At 67.0% G+C, this 22,599-nt stretch carries 27 protein-coding genes; 13 read left to right on the top strand and 14 right to left on the bottom strand.

What is annotated here, in order from left to right; translation table 11 throughout:
* Positions 1-35: 35 nt before the first annotated feature.
* The 3 genes from RW112_RS18410 (at position 36) to RW112_RS18400 (ending at position 3,122) form a co-directional block, all read left to right on the top strand.
* Positions 36-1,817: an ATP-dependent DNA helicase RecQ gene (locus RW112_RS18410; protein ID WP_317783137.1), complete on the top strand. Its 1,782-nt coding sequence runs from the start codon at positions 36-38 to the stop codon at positions 1,815-1,817.
* Between the two features lie 110 nt (positions 1,818-1,927).
* Positions 1,928-2,566 (top strand): hypothetical protein, encoded by a 639-nt coding sequence (locus RW112_RS18405; protein WP_317783136.1) that lies wholly within the window; start codon positions 1,928-1,930, stop codon positions 2,564-2,566.
* Positions 2,567-2,654: 88 nt separating this feature from the next.
* Positions 2,655-3,122, top strand: coding sequence for an SRPBCC domain-containing protein (locus tag RW112_RS18400; RefSeq protein ID WP_317783135.1), 468 nt, complete (start codon positions 2,655-2,657; stop codon positions 3,120-3,122).
* On the opposite strand, the gene RW112_RS18395 is transcribed toward RW112_RS18400, so the two are convergent.
* From RW112_RS18395 to RW112_RS18385, 3 genes are all read right to left on the bottom strand, one after another.
* Positions 3,102-3,827, bottom strand: a complete 726-nt coding sequence (locus RW112_RS18395; RefSeq protein ID WP_317783134.1) for a cation diffusion facilitator family transporter — start codon at positions 3,825-3,827, stop codon at positions 3,102-3,104. The two genes, RW112_RS18400 and RW112_RS18395, sit on opposite strands and share 21 nt — an antisense overlap.
* Entirely contained in the window at positions 3,824-4,150 is a 327-nt protein-coding gene (locus tag RW112_RS18390; protein WP_317783133.1) for a winged helix-turn-helix domain-containing protein, read from the bottom strand. Before RW112_RS18390 ends, RW112_RS18395 begins: the two co-directional genes overlap by 4 nt.
* A gap of 77 nt (positions 4,151-4,227) precedes the next feature.
* Complete coding sequence (locus RW112_RS18385; RefSeq protein ID WP_317783132.1) at positions 4,228-4,728, bottom strand: mycothiol transferase; 501 nt, start codon at positions 4,726-4,728, stop codon at positions 4,228-4,230.
* Positions 4,729-4,842: 114 nt separating this feature from the next.
* Between RW112_RS18385 and RW112_RS18380 the strand changes: the two genes are divergently transcribed.
* A complete protein-coding gene (locus tag RW112_RS18380) occupies positions 4,843-5,166 on the top strand; it encodes a hypothetical protein (protein ID WP_317783131.1) in 324 nt (107 codons plus the stop codon).
* A 110-nt stretch (positions 5,167-5,276) separates the two neighbouring features.
* On the opposite strand, the gene RW112_RS18375 is transcribed toward RW112_RS18380, so the two are convergent.
* Positions 5,277-6,515: a serine hydrolase gene (locus RW112_RS18375; RefSeq protein WP_317783130.1), complete on the bottom strand. Its 1,239-nt coding sequence runs from the start codon at positions 6,513-6,515 to the stop codon at positions 5,277-5,279.
* A 141-nt stretch (positions 6,516-6,656) separates the two neighbouring features.
* Between RW112_RS18375 and RW112_RS18370 the strand changes: the two genes are divergently transcribed.
* On the top strand, positions 6,657-7,406 hold the full coding sequence (locus RW112_RS18370; RefSeq protein ID WP_317783129.1) for a metalloregulator ArsR/SmtB family transcription factor: 750 nt from the start codon (positions 6,657-6,659) through the stop codon (positions 7,404-7,406).
* A gap of 61 nt (positions 7,407-7,467) precedes the next feature.
* Here RW112_RS18370 and RW112_RS18365 read toward each other — a convergent pair whose 3' ends face one another.
* Positions 7,468-7,788, bottom strand: a complete 321-nt coding sequence (locus tag RW112_RS18365; protein WP_317783128.1) for a GYD domain-containing protein — start codon at positions 7,786-7,788, stop codon at positions 7,468-7,470.
* A 236-nt stretch (positions 7,789-8,024) separates the two neighbouring features.
* On the opposite strand from RW112_RS18365, the gene RW112_RS18360 reads away from it, so the two are divergent.
* Positions 8,025-9,281 (top strand): MFS transporter, encoded by a 1,257-nt coding sequence (locus RW112_RS18360; protein WP_317783127.1) that lies wholly within the window; start codon positions 8,025-8,027, stop codon positions 9,279-9,281.
* Positions 9,282-9,394: 113 nt separating this feature from the next.
* On the opposite strand, the gene RW112_RS18355 is transcribed toward RW112_RS18360, so the two are convergent.
* The 4 genes from RW112_RS18355 to RW112_RS18340 form a co-directional block, all read right to left on the bottom strand.
* On the bottom strand, positions 9,395-9,832 hold the full coding sequence (locus RW112_RS18355) for an ester cyclase (protein WP_305939993.1): 438 nt from the start codon (positions 9,830-9,832) through the stop codon (positions 9,395-9,397).
* An 81-nt stretch (positions 9,833-9,913) separates the two neighbouring features.
* Entirely contained in the window at positions 9,914-10,747 is an 834-nt protein-coding gene (locus RW112_RS18350) for a DUF2182 domain-containing protein (protein ID WP_317783126.1), read from the bottom strand.
* Between the two features lie 28 nt (positions 10,748-10,775).
* Positions 10,776-11,393, bottom strand: a complete 618-nt coding sequence (locus RW112_RS18345; RefSeq protein ID WP_317783125.1) for a DUF1326 domain-containing protein — start codon at positions 11,391-11,393, stop codon at positions 10,776-10,778.
* Between the two features lie 196 nt (positions 11,394-11,589).
* Positions 11,590-12,948 carry an MFS transporter gene (locus RW112_RS18340; protein WP_317783124.1) on the bottom strand — a complete coding sequence of 453 codons (1,359 nt, stop codon included), beginning with the start codon at positions 12,946-12,948 and terminating at the stop codon, positions 11,590-11,592.
* 160 nt (positions 12,949-13,108) lie between these two features.
* On the opposite strand from RW112_RS18340, the gene RW112_RS18335 reads away from it, so the two are divergent.
* From RW112_RS18335 to RW112_RS18325, 3 genes are all read left to right on the top strand, one after another.
* The gene (locus tag RW112_RS18335) at positions 13,109-14,179 is read left to right on the top strand and encodes a glycerophosphodiester phosphodiesterase family protein (RefSeq protein WP_317783123.1); all 1,071 of its coding nucleotides are present in this window, start codon (positions 13,109-13,111) and stop codon (positions 14,177-14,179) included.
* A 33-nt stretch (positions 14,180-14,212) separates the two neighbouring features.
* Positions 14,213-14,875 carry a hypothetical protein gene (locus RW112_RS18330; protein ID WP_317783122.1) on the top strand — a complete coding sequence of 221 codons (663 nt, stop codon included), beginning with the start codon at positions 14,213-14,215 and terminating at the stop codon, positions 14,873-14,875.
* Positions 14,876-14,994: 119 nt separating this feature from the next.
* On the top strand, positions 14,995-16,449 hold the full coding sequence (locus tag RW112_RS18325; protein ID WP_317783121.1) for an HNH endonuclease signature motif containing protein: 1,455 nt from the start codon (positions 14,995-14,997) through the stop codon (positions 16,447-16,449).
* Positions 16,450-16,513: 64 nt separating this feature from the next.
* Here RW112_RS18325 and RW112_RS18320 read toward each other — a convergent pair whose 3' ends face one another.
* Entirely contained in the window at positions 16,514-16,849 is a 336-nt protein-coding gene (locus tag RW112_RS18320) for a cupin domain-containing protein (protein WP_305939986.1), read from the bottom strand.
* Between the two features lie 127 nt (positions 16,850-16,976).
* Positions 16,977-17,987 (bottom strand): squalene cyclase, encoded by a 1,011-nt coding sequence (locus RW112_RS18315; RefSeq protein WP_317783240.1) that lies wholly within the window; start codon positions 17,985-17,987, stop codon positions 16,977-16,979.
* Positions 17,988-18,175: 188 nt separating this feature from the next.
* Between RW112_RS18315 and RW112_RS18310 the strand changes: the two genes are divergently transcribed.
* Together RW112_RS18310 and RW112_RS18305 are read left to right on the top strand one after the other, a co-directional pair.
* Positions 18,176-18,676: a DUF2975 domain-containing protein gene (locus tag RW112_RS18310; RefSeq protein WP_317783120.1), complete on the top strand. Its 501-nt coding sequence runs from the start codon at positions 18,176-18,178 to the stop codon at positions 18,674-18,676.
* Complete coding sequence (locus RW112_RS18305) at positions 18,677-18,886, top strand: helix-turn-helix transcriptional regulator (protein ID WP_317783119.1); 210 nt, start codon at positions 18,677-18,679, stop codon at positions 18,884-18,886.
* A 64-nt stretch (positions 18,887-18,950) separates the two neighbouring features.
* Here the strand turns inward: RW112_RS18305 and RW112_RS18300 are convergent, their stop codons facing one another.
* From RW112_RS18300 to RW112_RS18290, 3 genes are all read right to left on the bottom strand, one after another.
* The gene (locus RW112_RS18300) at positions 18,951-19,397 is read right to left on the bottom strand and encodes a GNAT family N-acetyltransferase (protein ID WP_317783118.1); all 447 of its coding nucleotides are present in this window, start codon (positions 19,395-19,397) and stop codon (positions 18,951-18,953) included.
* A 63-nt stretch (positions 19,398-19,460) separates the two neighbouring features.
* On the bottom strand, positions 19,461-20,336 hold the full coding sequence (locus RW112_RS18295) for an alpha/beta hydrolase (RefSeq protein WP_317783117.1): 876 nt from the start codon (positions 20,334-20,336) through the stop codon (positions 19,461-19,463).
* Between the two features lie 193 nt (positions 20,337-20,529).
* On the bottom strand, positions 20,530-20,883 hold the full coding sequence (locus RW112_RS18290; protein WP_317783116.1) for a GNAT family N-acetyltransferase: 354 nt from the start codon (positions 20,881-20,883) through the stop codon (positions 20,530-20,532).
* Between the two features lie 89 nt (positions 20,884-20,972).
* Between RW112_RS18290 and RW112_RS18285 the strand changes: the two genes are divergently transcribed.
* Both RW112_RS18285 and RW112_RS18280 read left to right on the top strand, forming a co-directional pair.
* Positions 20,973-21,338, top strand: coding sequence for a DUF6457 domain-containing protein (locus RW112_RS18285; RefSeq protein ID WP_317783115.1), 366 nt, complete (start codon positions 20,973-20,975; stop codon positions 21,336-21,338).
* Between the two features lie 64 nt (positions 21,339-21,402).
* The gene (locus RW112_RS18280) at positions 21,403-22,599 is read left to right on the top strand and encodes a TerC family protein (RefSeq protein WP_317783114.1); all 1,197 of its coding nucleotides are present in this window, start codon (positions 21,403-21,405) and stop codon (positions 22,597-22,599) included.

The following is a 22,599-nucleotide window of genomic DNA, read 5'->3' as shown; positions in this document are numbered from 1 at the left end:
CCGGCCATCGGATCGCACCCCACGGAGCTGCCATCATGGCCGAGGCCCCTGCCCCCGCACTCCCCAAAGACACAGTCCCCAAGCACACAGTCCCCAAAGACACAGTCCCCAGCGCCGCTGATGCCGCTGGCGCCGCTGAAACGGACACCGCCAAAGATCCCGACGCCGGCCTCCGCCAGCTCGCCGCGGACACCTTCGGGCTCCCCCGCCTCCGCGCCGGCCAGCTGGGCGGGATGCGCGCCCTCGTCGCCGGCCGGGACGTCCTGGCCGTCATGCCCACCGGCTACGGGAAGTCAGCGATCTACCAGGTGGCCGCGCTGCAGCTGCACCGGAACGGCGCACGGCGCGGTCCCGCCGTCGTGGTTTCCCCGCTGATCGCCCTGCAAGAGGACCAGCTGGACGGCCTGTTAGAAACGCTCGGCGGGACTGCCGCCGTCGCCATCAACTCCGGCCACAGCGATTCCGAAAACCACCACGCCTGGGAAGCCGCCGGGCGCGGCCAGGCCGTCTTCGTCTTCCTGGCCCCCGAACAGCTCGCGAAGACCGAAACCGTGGAACGGCTCGCCGCCCTGGACGTCCCGCTGTTCGTGGTGGACGAGGCACACTGCGTGTCCTCCTGGGGCCACGACTTCCGACCCGACTACCTGCGCCTCGGCGAGGTCCGCGAGCAACTGGGCAATCCGCCCGTCGTCGGCCTTACCGCAACCGCTTCTCCCCCCGTGCGCGATGAGATCCAGCAGCGCCTGCACATGATGGACCCGCTGGTCCTGGTGCACGGCTTCGACCGGCCCAACATCCGGCTGGAGGTCATCCGCCACCACACGGACAAGGACAAGCGCCGCGCCGTGGTCAAGCAGGTGGCCGAGCTCAAAGGCCCCGGCCTGCTGTACGCCGCCACCCGCAAGGACACGGAGGCCTACGCCGCCGAGATCACCGCCCTGGGCCTGCGCGCCGCGGCGTACCATGCCGGCCGGAAGCAGGGCGAGAGGGACCGTGTCCACGAGCAGTTCCTCGACGACGAACTCGACGTGGTGGTGGCCACCACCGCCTTCGGCATGGGCATCGACAAGCCCAACGTCCGCTTCGTCATCCACGCGGACATCCCCGATTCCCTGGACAGCTACTACCAGGAGATCGGCCGCTCCGGGCGCGACGGCCAGCCCGCCGCCGCCGTCCTGCACTACCGCTCCGAGGACCTGGGCCTGCGCAAGTTCTTCGGCACCCATACCCCGGATGAGGAATCGCTCCTGGCCGTCCTCCAGGCACTGCGCGCCGCAGGTGGCCCGGTCAAGCAGAAGGCCCTCGCCGAGAAGACCGGTTTCTCCCCGCGCAGGCTCACCGGACTGCTGAACCAGCTGCAGGAAACCCGCGCCGTCACGGCCGGCAAGCGGGGCATCCGGCTTGAAGCGGACGCCAAGCTGCCCGCGGTGGTGGAACGCGCCGTCGAACATGCCGAAGCACGCCAGCGCGTGGACCGCTCCCGCATCGAGATGATGCGCGGCTACGCCGAGACGGACGCCTGCCGGCGCCAGTTCCTTTTGGGCTACTTCGGCGAAGACCTCCCCGAGCCCTGCGGCAACTGCGATACCTGCACCGACGGTTCCGCCTACGAGGAGGATTACGACGACGACGCCGCGGCCGCCGCGGGCGGCGACCCTTTTCCGCTCCAGGCCGCCGTCGTCCACAAGGAATGGGGGCCGGGCCTGGTGATGCGGCACGAGGAGGACGTGATCACGGTGCTGTTCGAGAACGAAGGCTACAAAACGCTGTCACGCCGGGCCGTGGCGGACGGGAAACTGCTGACGCTCGCGACGTGAAACAGCGGCTGCCCGCGGACGGGTGCCTGCGCTTCCTTCCTGCGGATGCCCTTGACGGGCGGTGTCTCCGGGGCCATATTTAGCGCATCACCACCTCCGTGGAGCCGGTCATGCCTGAGAAAGTTACTTCACCTGCCCCGCACGGGACCCGGGCCCCCGCTCACCTTCGGAGTGCTGCATTCGTGGCCGTCGGTGTTGTCTGCGGCATTGCCTGGGCAGCAGGTTTCCGTGCCTACATGGTGGAACTCGCGGGTCCCGCCTCCACCTTCAGCTGGCGGGGAACCTTCGGGACGCTCCTTCTGCCGGGAGCCATTGCCGGAGGACTCCTGGGCTGGGCGGAAGCACTCCGGCGTTCCGGCGGCCGGCGGGGGTGGCGGTGGCTCGCCCTGGCGCCGCTCACGTTTGCCGTCGCTCCGTTGTTCCTGCCCGGGGCGGTGACCGCCCTGCTCACCCAAGGCCTGGGCGGAGGTGCAATCGCCGTGGCCCTGATGGGGATCGGCGGCGGCTACGCCCTCTCCGGCAGGGGGCCGCTCTGGGCACGGCTCCTGTGCGGCATCGCCACTGCTGCGCTCACCGCCGCGCTCGCCCTGACTGGTCCCGGGATCGCCGGGCCCAGCCTCGCCATCTCCGAACCGCGCGGCGCCTGGGTGGCTGTGCTGGCGGTCTCGTTCATCGTGGTGCTGGCCCTCGCCTCCTCGATCCCGCACCGGCCTGTCCAGCACACGGTCCCGGCACCCCCGGTGAGCTGATCCGGCACCGGTGGGCTCCCGCCGTCGTGCATTCCAGCCTTGGCCCGACGCCCTTCCGCCAGCGTGCGCAGGATGCCAGAGTTGGGCCATGAGCGCTGAAAATGGGAACGAGGAAAGCGGCGGGCTGGTCCTGAACCTGGAGAGCACGCTTCCTGCTCCGCCGGACAACATCTTCACGATGCTGACGGAATCAACCGAACTGGTGAAATGGTGGGGCCCGCACGGCTTCATCATCCCCGCCGCCGAAGTCAACCTCGTGGAGGGCGGGCGCTACAGGTTCCGCATGACGCCGCCGGACGGTGAACCGTTCCACCTCTCGGGCGAATACCTGGAGATCGACCCGCCCTGGCGCCTCGTTTACACATTCCGCTGGGAGGAACCGGCGCCGGATGACCGGGAAACCGTTGTTGACCTCACGCTCCACAGCGCCGACGACGGCACCCGCCTGGCGCTCTCGCAGGGCCCCTTCCTGACGGAGGAGCGGCTGGCCCTGCACCGAAGCGGCTGGACTGAATCCTTCGAGAAACTGCGGGCGTTATTCGGTGGCCGGCCCTGAGGCGGAATGACGCCTCGGCGCGTCACCGGCCTCTGCGCAGCAGTCGTCGCCTTCCGCCGGCTGGCCGTCAATGACGTTCGGGATGGTGCAGCAGGTTTCGCCACGCCAGGCCTCCATGCCCTCGCGGACCGCGATACCGGCGATGACCAGCGCGGCCCCGGCGTCGGCCCACCACCAGCCCAGGGCGCTGTTCAGGACCAGCCCCGCCAGCAGGACGGCGGAAAGGTAGGTGCACAGCAGCGTCTGCTTGGAATCGGCCACGGCTGTGCGGGAACCGAGTTCCCGCCCGGCGCGGCGCTGCGCCCAGGACAGCACGGGCATGATGGCCAGGCTGAGGGCCGCGATCACGATGCCCGGCGTCGAATGCTGCGCCGCTTCCCCGCCAGTGAGTGCCCGGACAGAATCCACGGTGACGAACGCCGCGAGGGCGAAGAAGGAGATGGCGATGATCCGCAGGGTCAGGTGCTCACGCCGTTCCGGGTTCTTGGCCGAAAACTGCCAGGACAATGCCAAAGCGGAGCTCACCTCAATGACCGAATCCAGGCCGAAGCCGAGCAGCGCCGAAGAGTTGGCGACCCGTCCCGCCCAAAGCGCCACCACGGCTTCGATGAGGTTGTAGGTGATCGTCGCCGCGGCAAGCATCCTGATCCTGATGCTCAGCACCGCACGGCGTTCCGAGCTTGGTGCGTGCAGCGGCGCCGTCATGCGATGCACTCCCCGTCCGGAGCGCAACAGGCGGGATCCACCGCGAGGACAACACCGATCAGGTCCTTGATCGCGTGACCGAGCCGGGCGTCCGCCAGTTCATACCGGGTTCGCCGCCCGTCGGGAAGGGCAACCACCAGGCCACAGCCGCGAAGGCACGTCAGGTGGTTGGACATGCTCTGCCTGGACACGCCGAGGGCGTCTGCCAGATCCGAGGGATAGCAGGGGGCATCTGACAGTGCCAGAAGGATCCGGGCGCGAGTGGGGTCCGAAACGGCGTAGCCGAAGCGTGCCAGCACGGGAGCCTGCGTCAATGTTTCCATGGACCTAAAATACATCCACCGATGTATTCAGGTAAAGATGTATCGATGGCGGCCGTCATCGGCCCCAGAAGCATCAGTCAGTGTTTCAGGCCCTTCGCATATGCGGCCTGGCCCACGTGCTGGAGGCAGTCGGCGATGGTGCTGACCAGCCGTACCCCGAGGGTGACGTGCGGGTCCCAGCGGGTGTCCACGACGCGGTCCAGGTCCTCGTCACCGAGGCTGCGCAGGAAGTCCGCGGTCTGCTGGTGGACGGCGTCGTAGTATTCCAGCAGCAGCGCCGCCGGGGCCTTCACGGAATCGACCTGAGCGCTCGAATGGCCGTAACCGGTGTCGCGCTCGCGAAGCGGCAGGTCGAAACGGTCCACGAACCCCTGCGAGGTCCACACCTGTTCCAGGCCTGCGGCTGCGGCCACCTGTGCGTCCTCCACCCGGCCCAGGTGCCAGATCAGCCACGCAATCGAGTTTCCGGTGCCCGCGGGCCGCCGGACCAGGACGTCGTCGTCCACCCCTTCCAGGGTGTCGGCCACGGTCTCGTGGATGCGGCCGAAGGCGTCCAGCAGCAGTTCGTTGGATTTCATCGGGTCCCCTCACTCTGCAGTTACGGTGAGGCCCATGCTCGCATGGATCCCGGGCCACCGGATAGGCCTATGTGCGGGACGCGGCCCCTGCCGGTGGCGCGGGATAATGGAGTTATGACCGATCAGGATCAGGACCGGGATCCGTGGGAAGAGTTCGACAAGCTCCAACCCGCAGGCCCCGACCGTGTTGAAGGCCTGCCCGGAGGACAGCCGCTCGGCTTTGGCTTCCGCACCGGCGTGCGCAGCGCCAGGGTGGCCTTCGGATTCGCCGTGTATGCGCTGGTCCTCGGAACCGTGCTGGTGGTCACCGGAGCCGTCGTCTTCATCAGCCAGGGTCAGTGGCTCCTGCTCGGGTTGATGGTGCTGATCGAGGCCGTCTTCCTGTTTGCCTTCAGCCAGCTGGTCCGCCTGGCACGCAACCGCCGCTCGGCCCAGTAGCGATGACGCCTGGTCAGCGCCGCAGACCCCGCCGTCGAAGAAACCATCAAACGCACCGTACAGTCCTACTTCGTGCTGGACGGCAAAATCTGCGCCCTTCGAGGCGCCGGCTATTCCCCGAAGGAAACCCCTCCACCTAAGCGGCAGCTGCCGTTGAGGACTTCTTCGGCAAGTCCGGTCATTTCAAGAGCGATCGCGTTGGTGTCATTGGACAAAGGCGACGGCGGGTAGGCCACTGCCAGGGCAAGCCGCCGACTCCCGTCGGCACTGGCCATTGCGACGGTTCCGTATCCCGGCACGTCGCCCACATAGCCGTTGTAAAAGCCGTTGGTGCAGGCGTCGTTCCACTGATACAGGCCGAGCCCGTATTCGGCATAGACGGGCGCCAGCATCTCCCCCACCAGGTCGCGGCCCAGCAGCCGGCCATTCACCAGGGCATCGAAGAACGTGTTGAGGTCCCCCACGGTCGACACCAGGCCGGTGGCCCCGGAACCACGGTGAAGGGCGGCATGGGTGGTGTCGACAGGTTCACTGTCGATGAGGGCATAGCCGTGGACCATGCCCTCCGGCACCGGTCCGCCGTCCGTCAACCGGGTACTCCCAAGCCCCAAGGGCTGCACGACGTCGGCCCGCAGGACGTCAGCGAGCGGAAGCCCCCGGAGACGTTCGACGATGAGGCCGAGGGCAAGGTAGTTCGAATTCGAGTAGCTCAGGCCTTGGGCACTGCGCTTGTGCCACGGGAGCGTTGCGGCCACCGCAAGCATGTTTTCGGGGCTCATCCGGGTGGCGAGGGCCTGCCGGGGAGGAAGCGAATGCAGCAGGGCGGCGTAGTAGTCGGGCATGCCCGTGGTATGCCCGAGGAGCCGCCGCACTGTGAAGGGCTCGGGCTGGTGGAGCAGGCTCTGGAGCTCCGGCAGGTAGGTGCTGGCCGGTTCGTCAAGGGACAGCCTGCCTTCCCCGGCGAGCTTCAGCACGGAGACGGCCACCAGGGACTGCGTGATGTGGCCGACGTGAACGGCGTCGGCGGCCCGGGCAGCTTCCCCCGCCGGGTTCCGGACACCCGCGGCATGGGTCCAGACCTCCGCGCCAATATGCAGCTCCACGAGGACCGCGGGAGCACCGGCGTCGATCAGCCCCTGGCTGTACTGCTCGAGTTGCGCCCTCACATCTCGAGCGGGTCCCGACGGCGGCCCGGACGCGGTGGGCGGGGAGGTCGACGTCGGCAATGCCGGCTCCGTGGGGCCTGGGACCGGGCCGAACGTGCATCCGCCCAGCACCATGGAGGCTACAACCACGAAGGCAACGCGCGCAGCACGGATCCAGGATCCAGCCTCCTGAGCCACAGCCATCGGACAACCTTCTGACTGTCGGTTTGCAGCATGCCCGGAAACAGAGCTGTCCCGACACTTAATGCTCCCATGCCGTCTTCTGACGTGCTCGCGCTGGTGACTGCCTAGACATGTGACCAATTAGTCACCTATTCTGGAGATGTGGACGCCGTATTCAAGGCCCTGGCCGACGCCACCCGCCGCGATCTCCTGGATGAGCTGTTCCGGAACGACGGGCAGACGCTCCACGCCCTTGAGGCCCGCTTCGAGATGACGCGCTACGGCGTGATGAAGCACCTCAAGGTCCTGGAGGACGCCGGCCTGGTGGTCACCCGCCGTCGCGGGCGCGAGAAACTCCATTTCCTGAATCCGGTGCCCATCCGGCTGGTCCACGACCGCTGGGTGAGCAAGTACGCCGAACCATGGGCCGCTGGCCTCAGCGACCTTAAAACCAGATTGGAAAGTCCCATGGAAAAGATCTTCGAAATCTATATCAAGACCACCCCGGAGCGGCTCTGGGAGGCCATCACGGACGGCGAGATCCGCAGCAAGTACCAGTTCGGATCCGTCATCACCTCGGACTGGACGCCGGGCAGCCGGTTCGAGATGGCCCCCAAGGGCGGCGAACTCCTGGGCGAGGGCGAGAACCTGGAGGTGGATCCGCCGCGCCGGCTGGTCCAGAGCATGCGCGCGCTCTGGGGCGAGGACGTCAAAGCCGAAGGGACGTCGCGGGTCACCTGGGAGATCGAGCCGGTGGGCGATTCCTGCCGCCTGACCGTCACCCACGACCAGCTCCGCGAAGGCGCCAACGACCAGCTCTTCGGCGGCTGGCCGATGATCCTCTCCGGCCTGAAGACCTGGCTGGAAACGGGCGAGCTCCTCACCACGCCCGGCTCGCTGATGTACACCTAGGTGTTCACGCGAGGCGACGGCGGCACCCGGCCGGGTGCCGCCGTCGTCCTCCCCTACTGCCCTACTGCCCCGGCGCCCGGTACGCCGGCGTCTTCTTGGCTGCTTCGTCGATGTCTTCCGGCGTCATCAGCGGCTTCAGGCGCACGTTCACCGAGCCGGTCGAATTGATCATGAGTGACAGCGCGGCGGCATCGGCGTGGCTGGGGGCATCGAAAACGCCCAGGACGTCAGTGTCCCCAAAGGCATAGTAAAAACTCTCGAGCGATCCGCCCACGGAGCTGAGGGCCTCCACCAGCGCGTCACGCCGCTTGCTGCCGCCTTCGCGCATGAGCCCCTTGATTCCCTCACCCACGTAATTCGCTTCAAACAGATACTTGGTCATGGTTTTTCCCGTCTTGGAGCGGGTCCCCGGATTGGGGCCGTGGGCACAGCGTAGGCGCCCGTCACCGTGCTAACAATGGGTACTGCAAAGTCGGCCAACGGTGTCTTCAGGACCGAGGTTAGGCAGGGTCTGACAGACCCTGCCTAACCTCCCATAAATCAGGTAATTTGAGTGGACGACTCCGGCACTGGCGCCGCGTTCCTCCTCCCACTCCCCCTGAAAAGGATCCTTCACCCGTGTCCTCCGCGACCCCTGCTTCCGCACGCGACCGCATGCCTTTCGGCGCTCTGCTGGTGCTGTCGATGATCGGCTTCACCGCCATCACTACCGAACTTCTGCCCTCCGGCCTGCTCCCCCAGATCAGCGCCGGCCTCAACGTGTCCGAGCCCGTGGCCGGCTACCTCACCGCCGGGTACGCCGCGATCATTGTGGCCACCGTGATCCCGGTATCCATGCTGCTCTCCCGCATTCCGCGGCACACCCTTCTGGTGGCGCTGGTACTGACGTTCGCCATCAGCAACGCGCTGGTGGGCCTGGTGTCCGACTTCGGCGCCGCCCTCGCCGCCAGGCTGGTGGGCGGCATCGCCCACGGCCTCCTTTGGACCGCCATGGCACCGTTCGTTGCCCGCATCGTTCCCGCGCACAAGGTGGGCAAGGCAGTGGCCATCGTCTTCAGCGGCAACAGCCTGGGCCTCGCCATCGGCGCTCCGCTGGGGACCGCCCTGGGCGGGCTGGTCGGCTGGCGGGCGTCGTTCCTCCTGCTGGCGGGCGCCGGCGTCGTCCTTGCCGGACTTGCCCTGTGGCTGCTGCCCGCCGTGCGCCGGGTCCCTGACGCCCCGCGCCCGTCACTGCGCAAGGCGGTAGGCCTGCCCGGCGTGAAGTCGGTGGCCATCGCCTGGCCGCTGATGCTGATGGCGCACTTCGCACTGTTCACCTTCATCGCCCCCTTCCTCCGTGAGGCCGGCCTGCCCGATTACAGCATCACCCTCTCCCTCACGGTCCTGGGCTTCTCCGGGCTGGTGGGCATCTGGATTGCCGGCCTCACCGTGGACATGCGGCCGCGCCGTTCACTGCTCATAACGACGGCGATCATCGCCGCCGCGTACGTCCTCCTTCCCCTGGGCGGCAGCACCGTTCCGGGAGCCCTGGTGCTCATGGCGGTATGGGGCGCCGCCTTCGGCGCGATCGGCATCTACAACCAGTCCGCCATCCTCCGCGCCGGCAAGGAATACCGGGAAGCCGCCAACGGACTCACCGTGCTGACCATCCAGCTGGGCATCACCATCGGCGCCCTCTACGGCGCGGCCGCCCTCACAACGCTGGGTCCGCTCATGGTGCCGGTCGCGGCTGCGCTGCCGGTCGTCGTCGCGCTGGTAATTGTGGTGGCCGGGCGCAACCATGCCTACCCGCCCGGACCGAAGGAAGCGGGGTTCGTTGCGGCTGCTGCACCGGCGCCAGCTGCCACCGCCGCCAAAGCAGCTTCGCGCGCATAAGGGTGCGGCACCGCCACGGGACGGTGCCGCACGTGGTGCTTCCCGCCGTCGGCTAGGAGCGGCGGCGGGAAACTCTTTCGGCGGGAACCTTACGTCAGCCACCGTTCGCGATTTCAGCCAGCGCTTGCTCCTGTTGTCTGGGCCGGCATGGCTCCGATCTGCTGCATCAGGCTGAGCGTGTCGGAGGAACCCCAGTGCTCTGCCACTTTCCCGTCCTGGATGCGGATGATGTCCACGCTGCTGAATCGCACGCTCTTGCCGCTTGCCGGAATCCCCATGAACTCGCCCTTGTGCGTGCCGGACAGCACCGCGCGGGAGGCTTCCAGGTCGCCGTCGGCCATCGCCGGGTCGAGCGTCACGCTGAGGTCGGGGAACGCCGTGCGGATGGCGTTGGTGTAGAACTTCACGCCGTCCTTTCCCTGCGGCTGACCCGGCATGGGGTCCTCGTGGTCATGCATGTCGTCCAGCACGAATTCATCGATCAGGGCGAGGTTTCCGCCCGCCAGCACTTCTTCGTAAAACCGCCTGAGGAGTCCTGTTCCTTCAGACATTGTCCGCTCCTTTTGTTGGGTGAGACCGGTCAATATCCCCCCGGTTGATGCGCCGGCAGCGCCCGCGGCGAAAACGGGATGTCACATACCCATCCCGTCCATCGCCGCGGGTGCCAGGGCCACGCCCAGCGCAATGACGGCCAGCGCCACAGCAACGAAGCGGTTGGCCAACCGCTTCCAGGGCAGCATCTTCTCCCCCGCGATGAAGGCACCGATCAGCGCCATCCAGCCGACACTCATCACGCCGAGCGCAAACAGCGCCACCATCAGCGCCCAGCAGCATGCGACGCACCAGGCGCCGTGCTCCACGCCCATCACCAGCGCGCCCCGGTAGCCGGGCCGCAGGCGGTGCAGGATGAAGTCCATGGGCGTCCGGCATTTCATCAGGCTGACGTTCTTGGCGGGCGTCAGCTGGTAAACCGCCGCCAGGAGTATGACGCCCACCGCCAGCCAGCGCCCGCCCTGGTCCGAACCGAAGAGCCCGGGAGACAGCGACGCGACGGACATAAACAGCGAGTAAGCCACCAGCCCGAAGGCCGTCCACGACACCAGGTACCCGGCCACGAAGACGGCGGTTGCCCCGGCGGGCGCGTACCGCCCGGTTTTGCGCCGGTGCTGCTGGATCCGGTCGTACGCCACCACCATGGGTGCCACGGAGGGAAACATCATGGCCGCCAGCATCACCACCCACGTGACGACGAAGAACCCCAGCGGCCCCGGGTCCGTCCAGCGGCCCATGTCCATCCCGCCCAGCTGGGTTGAGGTGACGATCCAGCTCACCGCGGCGAGGAACAGCAGGACGGCGACGAGGCCGGCCTCCCGCGGGTCGATCCGGGACGCGGACAAAGCCTCTAACTCGCCGGAACCTGCGACGGCGGTGCGCACGGCCGGGCGCGCACCGCCCTTCCTCAGCAACCTCCTGTGATACATCGCACGGCCGGACTTAGCCGCGGCCCTTAGGGGCGCCCTCCGCCATTTCGCTGGCGAAGCTGAAATCGGACGTCTCGCCGTATACGCCGTCGAACTCCAGCCCGAAAAGATCCGGGTGACCCGGCCCCTTGCCGATCCTGAATTCGGGCGCAAAGCCGTACATCGCGTTCTTCACGGTGGTCACGCCGCCGTCGGGTCCGGGCAGGGACTCGAACGTAACAAGCACTCGGCCCGCCACCGAGCCGGACGGCGTCTCGCCGTCGGAGAACGTGACACTCGCGCGTTCCAGTCCCAGCCATTCGCCGTACAGCGCGGCAAAGTCGCCGAACGGCCCGCCGGCCTCACCCCGGAGGATGCTCCCCAGGGCGCTCACCTGCGCGTCAGAGGCGGCGTCGTCGACGACGGCCCCCACCTTCCAGCCGCCTGCGGACAGGTGGGTGGGGAACCAGTTGGCGAACGCGAAGTCGACGCCGGACAGGTCCGTGTCGTCCATCTTCCCGCTCGCGATGTGGAAGACGTTCAGGCCCCGGCACTCACCGTCCGGTCCGGTGGGCAAGCCGTCCACGGGGCACGGACAGATCAACTGGCAACTGCAGCTGCCAACGTATGTTCCCGAAATTTCCCAAGACATGGGACCCTCCTCGCTGGCGCCGTCGCCAAGCAGAAGCGGCCCAGAGTCAGCGCCGAGAATAATGGAAACGGGGCGGAAGGCCCCGTTAAGGCAGACAGTATTCCCGCGCCAACCGCGTGTCAATATGGCGTGAAAACAAGGAAACCGGGTCCGGATGGTGCCGTTCGGAGGGACCGTTAAGCGCGCTCCGGGCCGCCTATTTCCGTTCCCGCCAGAGCAGCGTCACACCGAAAGCCACGGCACCGAGCACCAGCATGGTGAGCACCATGAGGCCCCAGTTTTCCTGGTTGACGCCGGTGCCGTAGAAGATGCCGATCATCACCGTGGCCATGATGGCGCCCAGGTACCGGCACGTCTGGAAGATACCCGCAGCCACCCCGCGCTCCTGCGGCTGCATGGAGACGTACATGCCCTGGCTGGACGCGATGCTCACCACGCTCCACGGGATGCCCATCAGCGCAGTGAGCAGCAGCACCAGCGGGATGGCGAAAGAGGCGGTCAGCAGCCACATCGCTCCCGCGGCCGCCACTAGGAACAGCACCCCGGCGATCAGCACCCGCCGAACCCGGAACCGTTCGATCGCGCGGACCGCGAACGGCGTCGCGATCACGGACATTGCTGCCAGGGGCAGCATGAGCAGGCCCACGACGCCGGGATCGTAACCGGCCGCTTCCTGCAGCAGCTGGGGCAGGCCGAAGAACGCGAAGTAGTAGATGCCGTTGAACACTGCGAAGCCCAGGTAGACCAGCAGCAGCGGCCGGTTCCTGCCGAGCAGCCTCAGGTCCAGGAAGGGCGGGCTGAACTTCAGTTCACGCCAGACGAACAGCGCAGCCAGCACCGTGCCGCCGGCCAGCAGCCACCAGCGCGTGCCGGGCAGCACGTTCAGCAGCGCCATCATGATGAGCGTCAGGGAGCCGACGAAACCCAGGATGCCCGGAATGTCCGAGTCGCGCAGCAGTTCCGAGGCGCTGCCGCGTTCCCGGTCCTCGTCCGCCGGGGCGTACTTCCGGACGATGAGGAGGGCCGCGAGCGCCAACGGCACGTTGACCAGGAAAAGCGCCTGCCAGCCGACCAGGCTCACCAGCAGCCCGCCCACCACGGGCCCAACTGCGGCCGCGGACGTGTTCGCCATCTGGATCCGGCCGAGCGGCCGGGTGGACTTCACCTTCGCCGTCCGGTCCAGCGCCCCCACAATGACGACGGCGCTCGGGTACGCGGTGGCCGTGCCGAGGGCCATCAGAGCCCGGGCCACGCAGAGCAGCGCGAAGTTCGGGGCGAACGGAGCCAGTGCGCAGGTCACCGCCACGAGCACCATCCCGAAGCTGAACAGCCGTCGCGGTCCGAAGCGGTCCGCCAGCTTGCCCATCAGCGGCTGGCCGGCGGCGGAGGTGAGGTAGAAAGCGGTGATGACCCAGGTGACGGTGGCGACGTCGAGCCCGAAGTCCGCGCGCAGCACCACCAGGGCCACCGCAATCATGGACGAATTCAGCGGGTTCAGCGACGTGCCCAGGCTGAGGCCGGCAACGGCGAGGGCTGTCCTGGGTTTGTTGCTCACGGAAACAGTCTGTCCCACATGGGCGTCTGGACGAACTACGTTACGCGGGTCGTGTTCATCCTCAGGCCAACTTCCCGCCGGTCAAAATCCATTTGATGTGATTAGCGTGGACGGGTCCGCCGGCCCAGCCGGCATGTCCCCCACAGGAGGAACCATCCCCATGCGCACCATCCTGACTGCCGCGGCCGCCGCCGCCCTGATCGCCGCCCTCGCGACCCCCGCCGCCGCCGCACCTGCAGCGGACGCCGGCGCCGGCACACCGTCGTCGAACACGCCGTCGTCGAACACTGCTCCGAAGACCAACGAGCGCAACGGCTCGTTCGACCTCCAGTCCCACCGCGGAGGCCGCGGCGAGTGGACCGAGGAATCCCTGGGCGCCTTCGCCAACTCGCTCACTCTGGGCGTCAGCACCCTTGAACTGGACACGCACCTGACCGAGGACGGCAAGGTGATCGTCTGGCATGACGACGCCATCCAGGCGGCCAAGTGCGCGGACACGGCACCGGCCACCCCCGGCGACGCCGAATTCCCGTACGTCGGGGACCGGGTGGCCAAGCTGTCCCTGGCCCAGGTCAAGACCCTCAACTGCGGCTACACCCAGCTGACCGGCTATCCGGAGCAGCAGGTCATCGAGGGCAACCGCATCGCCGAACTCAAGGACGTGTTCCAGCTGGTTCACGACGCCGATGCCAAGAAGGTCCGCTTCAACGTGGAGACCAAGGTGGAGTCCAGCATGGTGGCCGGCCCGGGGATGGAAGCGCTCACCAAGGCCGTGGTCATCGAGATCTACAAGGCCGGCATGTCAGAGCGCAGCACCGTGCAGTCGTTCGACTGGTCCTCGCTCAACCTGACCAGGAAGATCGCCCCGCAGCTCCCCCTGGTTGCCCTCTCCAGCGGCGACGCCTGGCTGCAGGTGGGCCAGCCCGGTGCCTCCCCGCAGCTTGGCGGCATCGACATTGACGACTTCGGCGGCTCGCTGGCAAAGGCCGCGGCAGCCCAGGGATACAGCGTCATCTCCCCCACGTTCCGCTCCGTCACCCCGCAGATGATCGCTGAAGCCCACGAACTCGGCCTGCCCGTCATCCCGTGGACGGTCAACACGCCTGAGGACATGGCGCGCCTGATGGACCTCGGCGTCGACGGCATCATCACGGACTACCCCACACGCCTCCGCACGCTCATGGAACAGCGTGGCCTGAAGCTGCCGAAGGCGTACGCGGCAGCGGTGTAGCGGTTTGGTGGGCCGCCGCGTAGTGTTCGGACCATGGCCGCGTCCGGGGGAACCGCTCATCATCGACTGCGCACCGCGACGCTGGCGGTGGCGTGCCTCGCCGTCGTCGTCCTCGCCGCAGGATGTGGCTCGTCTCCACAGCGTGGTGCGGCGGTCGTCAGCCAAACAATCACGACGCCGTCTGCCGCCGCGGCCGCCCCCTCGTCCACCGCCGGACGGTCCCCGGGCATGACGCTCGCTCCGGTTCCTTCCGTTCCCCCGGCTCCCGCCAGCCAAGATCTGGACGACTGCTTGGACTCGGGATTAAAGGCGGCAGTCGCCAACGGACAGATCGTTTGCCAGTACTTCACGTCCGGTTCCATGGTCCCGGCCGGCGTACCATCTGGTGAGGGACTGAGCTCGGGCGACTACGCCATAAGGTTCAGTTCTGTGGGCGGCAGTCCGTTAATGACAGTCCGGATTCCCTGCGCTTCCTATGCGGTGAGGGTCGGCATTACCGGCCAAACCATCACGCCTGTTCCGGGGACAATGGAGAGTTCCGCGGGAACGTGCGAGTTCCCGTGGGACCAGGAACAGCAGCGGATGGAACAGTATCTTCAGGCGCCGCTTCAGTTTGTGGAAAAGGACACAGGGATCGTGCTGCACAACCCTGAATGGGGAATCACGCTCTTCCGCACTCCGTACGAGGCCCGTTAGGCTCGCTTTCCGGCTCCGGCCTGCGGCCCGCCGCTGGATGCAGCGCAAGCACCGGCACCGGCACCGGATGCACCTTGGGGAGTCCGTTAAATGTCAGACCCTCCCACCAAACTTTGAGTATGGAAAGCACCGCAGTAACCGACGCATTGGACGCCGTCGCGGCGTCCGTCGCTGCGCTGTCTGGCCTCATTAAGGGCGCGCCCCCTTCCGGAACCGCACCTTCGGATCACTTGCGGCAACTGGCCGATGACTGCCTCGACGGACTCACCGTAGCGAGCCGGTTGGAAGCCGGGACCGCAGCCCTCAAGGTCCAACTGGCCGCAACGTTTGTCGAAGCCACCAAGGCGATGGAATCCCCGTCGGCCTCTCCGCAGGAGCGGTGCGCCACGGATATGGCCCTGGTGGCCGAGGTGGCCTGCGTCCTGACCGTCAGCGAACGGACCGCGGGCGCATTCCTGCAGGAGGCTCGGCAACTCACCACAGCACTGCCCCTGACACTCGCCTCCCTCCAGGCGGGGACCATCTCGTGGCAGCACGCCCGGATCCTCGTGGACGAGACCTCCGGCCTGGACCGGGCGTCCACCGCGGGACTGGAAGCGCACTTTCTGGACCCGGACGCCGAGAACCCTGCCCGGGGCTGCCCTGCCGGGGAGCTCGTGCCCTCCCGTTTCCGCGCCAAGGCACGCACTTGGCGGGAGCGTCATCACTCCGCGAGCATCGAAAGTCGCCACCGGGCCAGCGCCCGGGACCGGCGGCTCGAGTTCACCCCGGACCGCGACGGCATGGCGTGGCTCGCTGCCTACTTGCCCGCCGACACTGCCGCGTCCATCTGGAACCGTGCCACGGCGGCGGCCAGGGACCTCCAGGGCCCCGACGAATCCCGGAACCTCTCCCAGCTCCGGGCCGACACCGCCGCAAGTTGGCTCATCGCCGGCGTCGCAGAGGGTGTGCCATCGCCGAAGGCGCAAGTCCTCGTGACCGTGCCCGCGTTGTCGCTTCTGGGCGCCGCCGAAGAGCCGGCGATGCTGGACGGCTATGGACCGATCCCGCCCAGCATGGCCAGGCAGCTCGTCGCGGACGGCGCGTCCTCGTTCCACCGTGTCCTGACCGACCCGGCCACCGGCGCCCCGCTGGAGATCGGACGATCCAGCTACCGCGTCCCAAACGCCTTGCGCCATTGGCTGCGCCTCCGCGACGGCAAGTGCCCGTTTCCCGGCTGTAACAACCAGTCCCTCGACAACGAGGCGGATCATGCTCTGGCGTGGCACGAGGGCGGCACCACTGGTGTCTCCAACCTCAGCCAGCCCTGCCGGAAGCATCACCGGCTCAAGCACACCACCGGCTGGCAGCCGATGGACGCCACCCGCGACGCACCACCCGGCTGGATGGCCCCGTCAGGACGCCGCTACACCAGCGAAGAGCAAGACTGGGAGCCCGCCTGGCAGCCGGACGCCAATCTCTGGCCACCGGCCGACACGCCCGATGCCCCCGACGCGCCCGACATTGGCGCATACCTTCCCGACCCCGCGTTGGTTGACCCGCTGCCCGACTGGGAAATGTGGCTCGCCGCGTAGGTAAGCACTACGTGGTTGCTTGCCGCCTTTGCTTGCCGCCTGTTCCCGCGGGGCCCTGCTGCAGCTACCTCGCGCCCTTCGCCACGGTGAACAGGAAGGCCGAATCTTCTTCGGCTTCGAGGCTGTGCAGTCCGTCCGGCACGATCAGCAGGTCACCGGGCTTGCCCTCCCACGACTCTTGGCCTGCGCGCAGTCGGAGGCTGCCCTGCAGGACGTAGACCGTGGCGTCCCCCGGGTTCTGGTGCTCACTCAACTGCGTGCCGGCTTTGAGCGCCATAACGGTCTGGCGGAGCACCTTCTCATGCCCGCCATAGACGGTGTCCGCAGCACGCCCGTTGCTCGCTGCAAGCGCCGCGGCAAGCTGCTGCCGGGCCAGGGCCTCGATCGATATCTTCTGCATGAGGCCACGGTACCCACCCGGACCTTCGCGCGGTATAGGCCGGTGGTCCTGCATCCCTCGGGCCTTCTGAATCCCAGGCATGGGCCAAGCGCGAACGGACACTTGAGGCCCTTTGAATCCGGGCGGTTTATCGGGGCCTCAAATGTCCGTTCGCGCCGTCCCACCATTCAAGGACTCGTGTGCCGAAGAATGTTAGCCACTTGGACGGCTCGCCGGGCGCAACGTCGACCTCGAACCACACCCGCCCCGGGTGGCGACGCCCCTGCAGCCACGTGCCGTCAGGGAGCCGGGCGGCCCGTACCACTTCGATAGCGTCGGCCAACCGCGGATCCGGTGCAACGCCGTCGTGAGCGGCTGCCTCTCGGAAGTAGTCCGCCGCGTTGAGCACGCTGTAGAACGATCGGAACGGGTAAGCGAACGTTGCCACCCAGGGTCCCACGATCTCGTCCGTGGACAGGCGGCGCAGCAACCGGCGCTGCAGCAGGTACTCCTCACCGGCCCGGCGGGCAGCGCGCAGCCGGCTGGTTCCACCGGTCGCGGCCTCGTAGTACTGCAGTCCCTTCAGGGAGTTGAGCGTGGAATGGAAGGAGGACCGGGTGGAGCCTTCCACCCACTCGCAGTTCCAGCCGCCGTCGGCCATGCGGTGGTCCAGGAACCATTGGGCAATCCCGGAGACATCCGCCCCGAGCCATGCCCCGTTGGCGAGCGTGTACGCATTGATGCAGCAGTCCACCTCGCCGCCCCAGAACGGGAGGTCGTCGTACTCCCAGCGGCTGTTCGCGGCCAGCAGCCCGGCGGTGCCCGCGAGGGCAGCCGCATCGAGGCCCCAGTCGCGGAGAGTGTTCAGCGTCCACGTCGTAGCGGTCCAGGGCTGCCCCGGCCCATCACCTGCATCGGGGCCATGGGCTGCCTCGGGCCCGTGGAAGTCAAAGTCACGGGGGAAGAACGCACCGCCCGCCCACTGACCGTCGGGATCCTGCAGAGCGAGCAGGCGCGCAGCGAACCCCTCCGTCGCCATCCTGCCGCGGGTCATTTCCCATACGTCACGCGAAGCGCCCGCCAGATCGCGCTCGATCTGCCAGCGCAGCGCCGGATCGGAGTCCAGCAACCAATTGAGCAGGGAAGGGTCCACGGCCATGCCCGGCACGCTACCACGGCCATCGTGCCGGGTCATTGGCCACGGCCATCGGGTGGGCCATCGTGCTGGGTCATCGGGCACGGCCGGCGTGCGGATGGGCCAGCCCTGGCCGTCCTGGGCACCGACTGCCTTGCGCTGCATATCGAATATCGATAGTATCTAACTGTTATTCGACATTAGGAGAACTCATGGGAAAGCTCACCGTGCTCGCGTTGCGCATTGTCCTCGCGATGGGCCTTGCCGGTTCAGTTTTTGTGCAGGCGGTGATGGTTCCCCTGCTGGCCCGCGACCTGAACGAGGACATGGGCCCCGGCATAGCCAGCGTGAGCGTTCCGGTCATCGTGATCGTCCTGCTGGGCATCGTCACCGTCCAGGTCACCATGGTCTGTGTCTGGCGACTGCTCACCATGGTGCGGCGGGGAACAGTGTTCTCGCACGCCGCCTTCCGTTACGTTGACGTGGTGACCGGCGCCATTGCGGCGGCCTCCCTGCTGACCTTCGGTCTCGGCGTTGTCCTCGCACCGGGCGAATCCGTCGCCCCCGGCGTTGTCCTGCTCATTGGCGGCGCCGGTGTGCTGATCGCCGGAGTGGCGCTCGTCGTCGTCGTACTGCGCACCCTGCTGGCACAGGCGGTGGCGCGCGACGCCGAAGCCAGGCACCTGCAGGACGAACTGGACGAGGTGATCTGAATGCCGATCATCGTGGACATTGACGTGATGCTGGCCAAGCGGAAGATGCCCGTCGGCGCGCTGGCTGACCGAGTCGGGATCACGCCCGCAAACCTGGCGGTCCTCAAGAACGGCCGGGCCAAAGCGGTACGCTTCACCACCCTGGAGGCCTTGTGCGAGGTGCTGGAATGCCAGCCCGGCGACCTGCTGCGGTGGGAACCTGACGCGTAGGCGGCGCCCGAGGAGTCAGCGGGGCTCCATGATCGGGCGGAGCGCGGCGATCAGGCGGACTAGCCTACGGCCTGCTTGACCGGACCATCCGGATCACGGGCAGCTCCTCCCATTCAGGCGGAAGCAGTTTGTGTGTGCCGTCGGGCCGGAAGCCGTGTTTAAGGTAGAAGGCCAGCGCCTGGGGATTGTCCTCGAGCAACCAGAGGTACGCCGGTGAATCGCCGATGGCGGCATGCAGCAGGGCTGCGCCAAGGCCGCTGCCGTACGTGCGTCGGAGGGTGTAGATCGCATACAGCTCCAACTGTTCGGGCGGGTCCGCTTCAAGGCCCGGACCCGCGTCGGCGAATCCCACCACTTCATCGCCGGAGTCCAGCGCAACAATCCTCGGGTCAGGGCTCGCCAGGAAGGATCGACGCTGTTCAACACGCTCGGGAATGCTGGCCCTGCGGAGGCGGAAGAACTCCGTCGACAACTGGTGCGCGTAGCACTCCTCGTGGGCCAGGGTATGCATGCGCACTACGGCATCGGCGTCCCCAGGAGTGGCCCGACGAATTCGGTAATCCATCATTCCAGCCTAGCCAGCTGCCTGTTGCCGCTCCCAGCCGACCTTCTGCAGCCAGCCGGTCAAAAGGGGCAGCACCACGGAGCTGTGCATGGCACCGAGGTGGTCCAGACCGGGAAGGACCTGGACATGCCACCCGGCGGCGATCAGTTCGTCTTGGTGCCGGGCCAACGGTGCGCCGATCTGCACCTGGACTCCGCCCCATTGGGGACTGTAGTCAATGTGGTCGTCCGCGCCGGCAAAAGCAAGCCTCGGCAACCCGCGCGGAACTGCGGCGGTGACATCCTCGAAACCCTGGAGTGCTTCATAGAGGGTGACGAACTGGCGTGTTTGCGCCTCCGTTGTCTGAACGGAGACGCTGTCCCAGTCCCCGGGTTCGGCGTCGGCGACAGGGACAGCCGCAGGGTCAGGCTCCTGGGCGGACATGGCGTGCGCGGCGCGGGTAACCGCCAACATGCTCCGGTACGGTCCTTCCACGGGCGGAAAACCACCCATGGCCAGGGCACGGAGACGGTCCGTGCGGAGTGCAAGCTGGAGTCCGCTCAACGCAAGCCAGGAGTAGCCGTAGTAACCGAAGACGTCGGCTCCCGCAGCGTCCGCAATCGCCAGGAGATCGGCGGCGAGGTTGTCCGGGGTGAGGGTATCCGCCGCCGGATGGGCCATCCTGTGGCCTTCGTAGTCGGCCGCGATCACGCGGCTTGACGCGGACAGCCCGCTTACCAGGGCGGGTCCAAGGTCAGGGTCCCCACCCCATTTGCGGATGGTTTCGGCCTCTGCGGAGGAATACGGTTCCAGCCGGACAGGCAGGAGCAACGCCGGCCCGTCGCCTTGCATCGTGACGGTGAGGCTCGAGCCGTCGTGGAGGACAGCCTCAACAGTGTCCGCCATGTCTGACCTCAGCTTTCGGTTCTGGCTGGCGCGCTCCGGTCCCCGCTAACCAGAAATACGCCGTCGCTTTCGTATCCGAGAACGGCTGCCCGGGCGGGGTCGGACTCCTGGTACACCACAGTGACTTCCTCGCCAACCACCGGGTGCCGGGCCGGTCAGCCGGGCTGGCAGCCGGGCCCTGATGACGCCCGGATTAAGCCCGGGACCGCGCAGCCAGCGCCCCGCTGAGGAACTCAAGATGGGTCGGCGTGATGGCGGCGGTGCTGCCGGCGTACTCCGGATGCGTGGTCAGGAACTTCTTGATGTACGGGCACACCGGCACAATGGCCAGGCCGTCGGCCACGGTCGCGTCCAGGGCCGCAGTGGCAAGCTTGCCCGCAAGCCCCTGGCCGCCGAATTCCTCGTTGATCACCGTGTGATAGAAAATCCGCTGCGGCGAGTCGCCGGCGTCGTAGGTTTTGTACGCGGCCTTGCCGATCACATTGCCGGCGACGAGCACTTCAAAGCGCTCGCGCTCCGGATTATGGCGGATAGTCACATCAGTCATCGGATTCTCCTTGATAGCGGCTCTTGCTACAGCCTAACCTCAAGGCATCTGCCGTTATTTCTGACCGTACATACGACTTAGGAGAGAACATGGCCGCCAGCGAAGACGAAGCACAGATCCTGGACCAATGGAGCCACCGGCTGGCGCAGGCCCTGCAGCTCCTGGACCTCGATTTTGACCGGGAACTCATCCTCGACCTGGCCGGCGAGTCCTCACGGTCGGTCACGCATGCTGCAGCGCCCATCACCACGCTCATGGTGGGCTACGCGGCCGGACTCGCTGCCGGCACCAGCGGAGGCACCAGCGGAGGCACCAGCGGAGGCACCGGCAGCGCCGGGTCCAAGGAGGCGTCCGCCGCGGCAATCGCCCAGGCCGCCGACGTCGCCCTCAGGTTGTGCGAAGACGGAGCCGACGGCGGCCCGTCCAGCACAGGCTGGGCAGACACCGCCCAGTAGCAGACACCCAGCAGCAGCCGCCCGGTAGGGTTGATAGCAACCCACCGACCGGAAGGCACGCAGCATGCAGGTCCCCCTTTACGTATGGATTCTGACCGTCATCGGCATCGTGGGCCTGCTGGCCTTCGACTTCTTTTTCCACGTCCGCAAGGCGCACTCACCGAAGCTCAGGGAATCGGCCACATGGTCCGCGATCTACGTGGGAATCGCGCTGGTCTTCGGGATCGGCGTCCTGGTGTTCGGCGGACCCACCATGGGCACCGAATACTTCGCCGGCTACGTCACCGAAAAGGCCCTGTCCGTGGACAACCTCTTCGTGTTCCTGATCATCATGGCCAGCTTCAAGGTTCCGCGCGCTGACCAGCAAAAAGTGCTCCTGTTCGGCATCGTCTTTTCCCTGATCGCCCGTACCGGCTTCATCTTCCTCGGCGCCGCCCTGATCAACAGCTTCGCCTGGGTGTTCTACATCTTCGGCCTCATCCTGCTGATCACCGCCGGCAACCTGCTCCGGCCCAATTCACACGACGAGGAGTCCGAGGGTCTGGTGGTCCGGCTCGCAAGGAAGTTCCTCCCGGCGTCGCAGCACTACGACGGCGACAAGCTGTTCACCGTGGAAAACGGCAAACGCGTCCTGACCCCCATGCTCCTGGTGATGGTGGCCATCGGCGGAACCGACATCCTGTTCGCCCTGGACTCCATCCCCGCCATCTTCGGCCTCACCCAGAACGTTTTCATCGTCTTCACCGCCACCGCGTTCTCCCTCATGGGCCTGCGCCAGCTGTTCTTCCTCATCGACGAACTGCTGGACCGCCTGATCTACCTCTCCTACGGCCTGGCCGCGATCCTCGGCTTCATCGGCGTGAAGCTCATCCTGCACGCGCTTCACGAAAACAACCTGCCGTTCATCAACGGCGGCGAACACGTGACCGTCATCGAGATCAGCACCGGCCTGTCGCTGTCCGTGATTATCGGCGTCCTGGTGGTCACGGTCCTCGCCTCGATCTACAGCCCCAAGGGCAAGGCGAAGAACATGGTCTCCGGCGCCAAGCGGCACGCCACGGAGTACGTTGACCTGAACTACGAGACGGGCATCGCCGAGCGCGAGGAAATCTTCAACAAGATGGTGCGCGAGGAGGCCGAGCTCAGGAAGCTCCCCGAGAAGTACAAGCGGCTCATCCGCGACGAGACCGAGTTCATGGACCTGCTCAAGCAGGCCCACGCCGAGCACGACGCGGCGCTGCAGCGGGAGGGCCGCTCCTAG

Origin of the sequence: Arthrobacter sp. B10-11 (assembly GCF_033142195.1) — a bacterium.
Lineage (GTDB): Bacteria > Actinomycetota > Actinomycetes > Actinomycetales > Micrococcaceae > Arthrobacter > Arthrobacter oryzae_C.
This window is presented reverse-complemented; position numbering and strand designations above follow the sequence as displayed.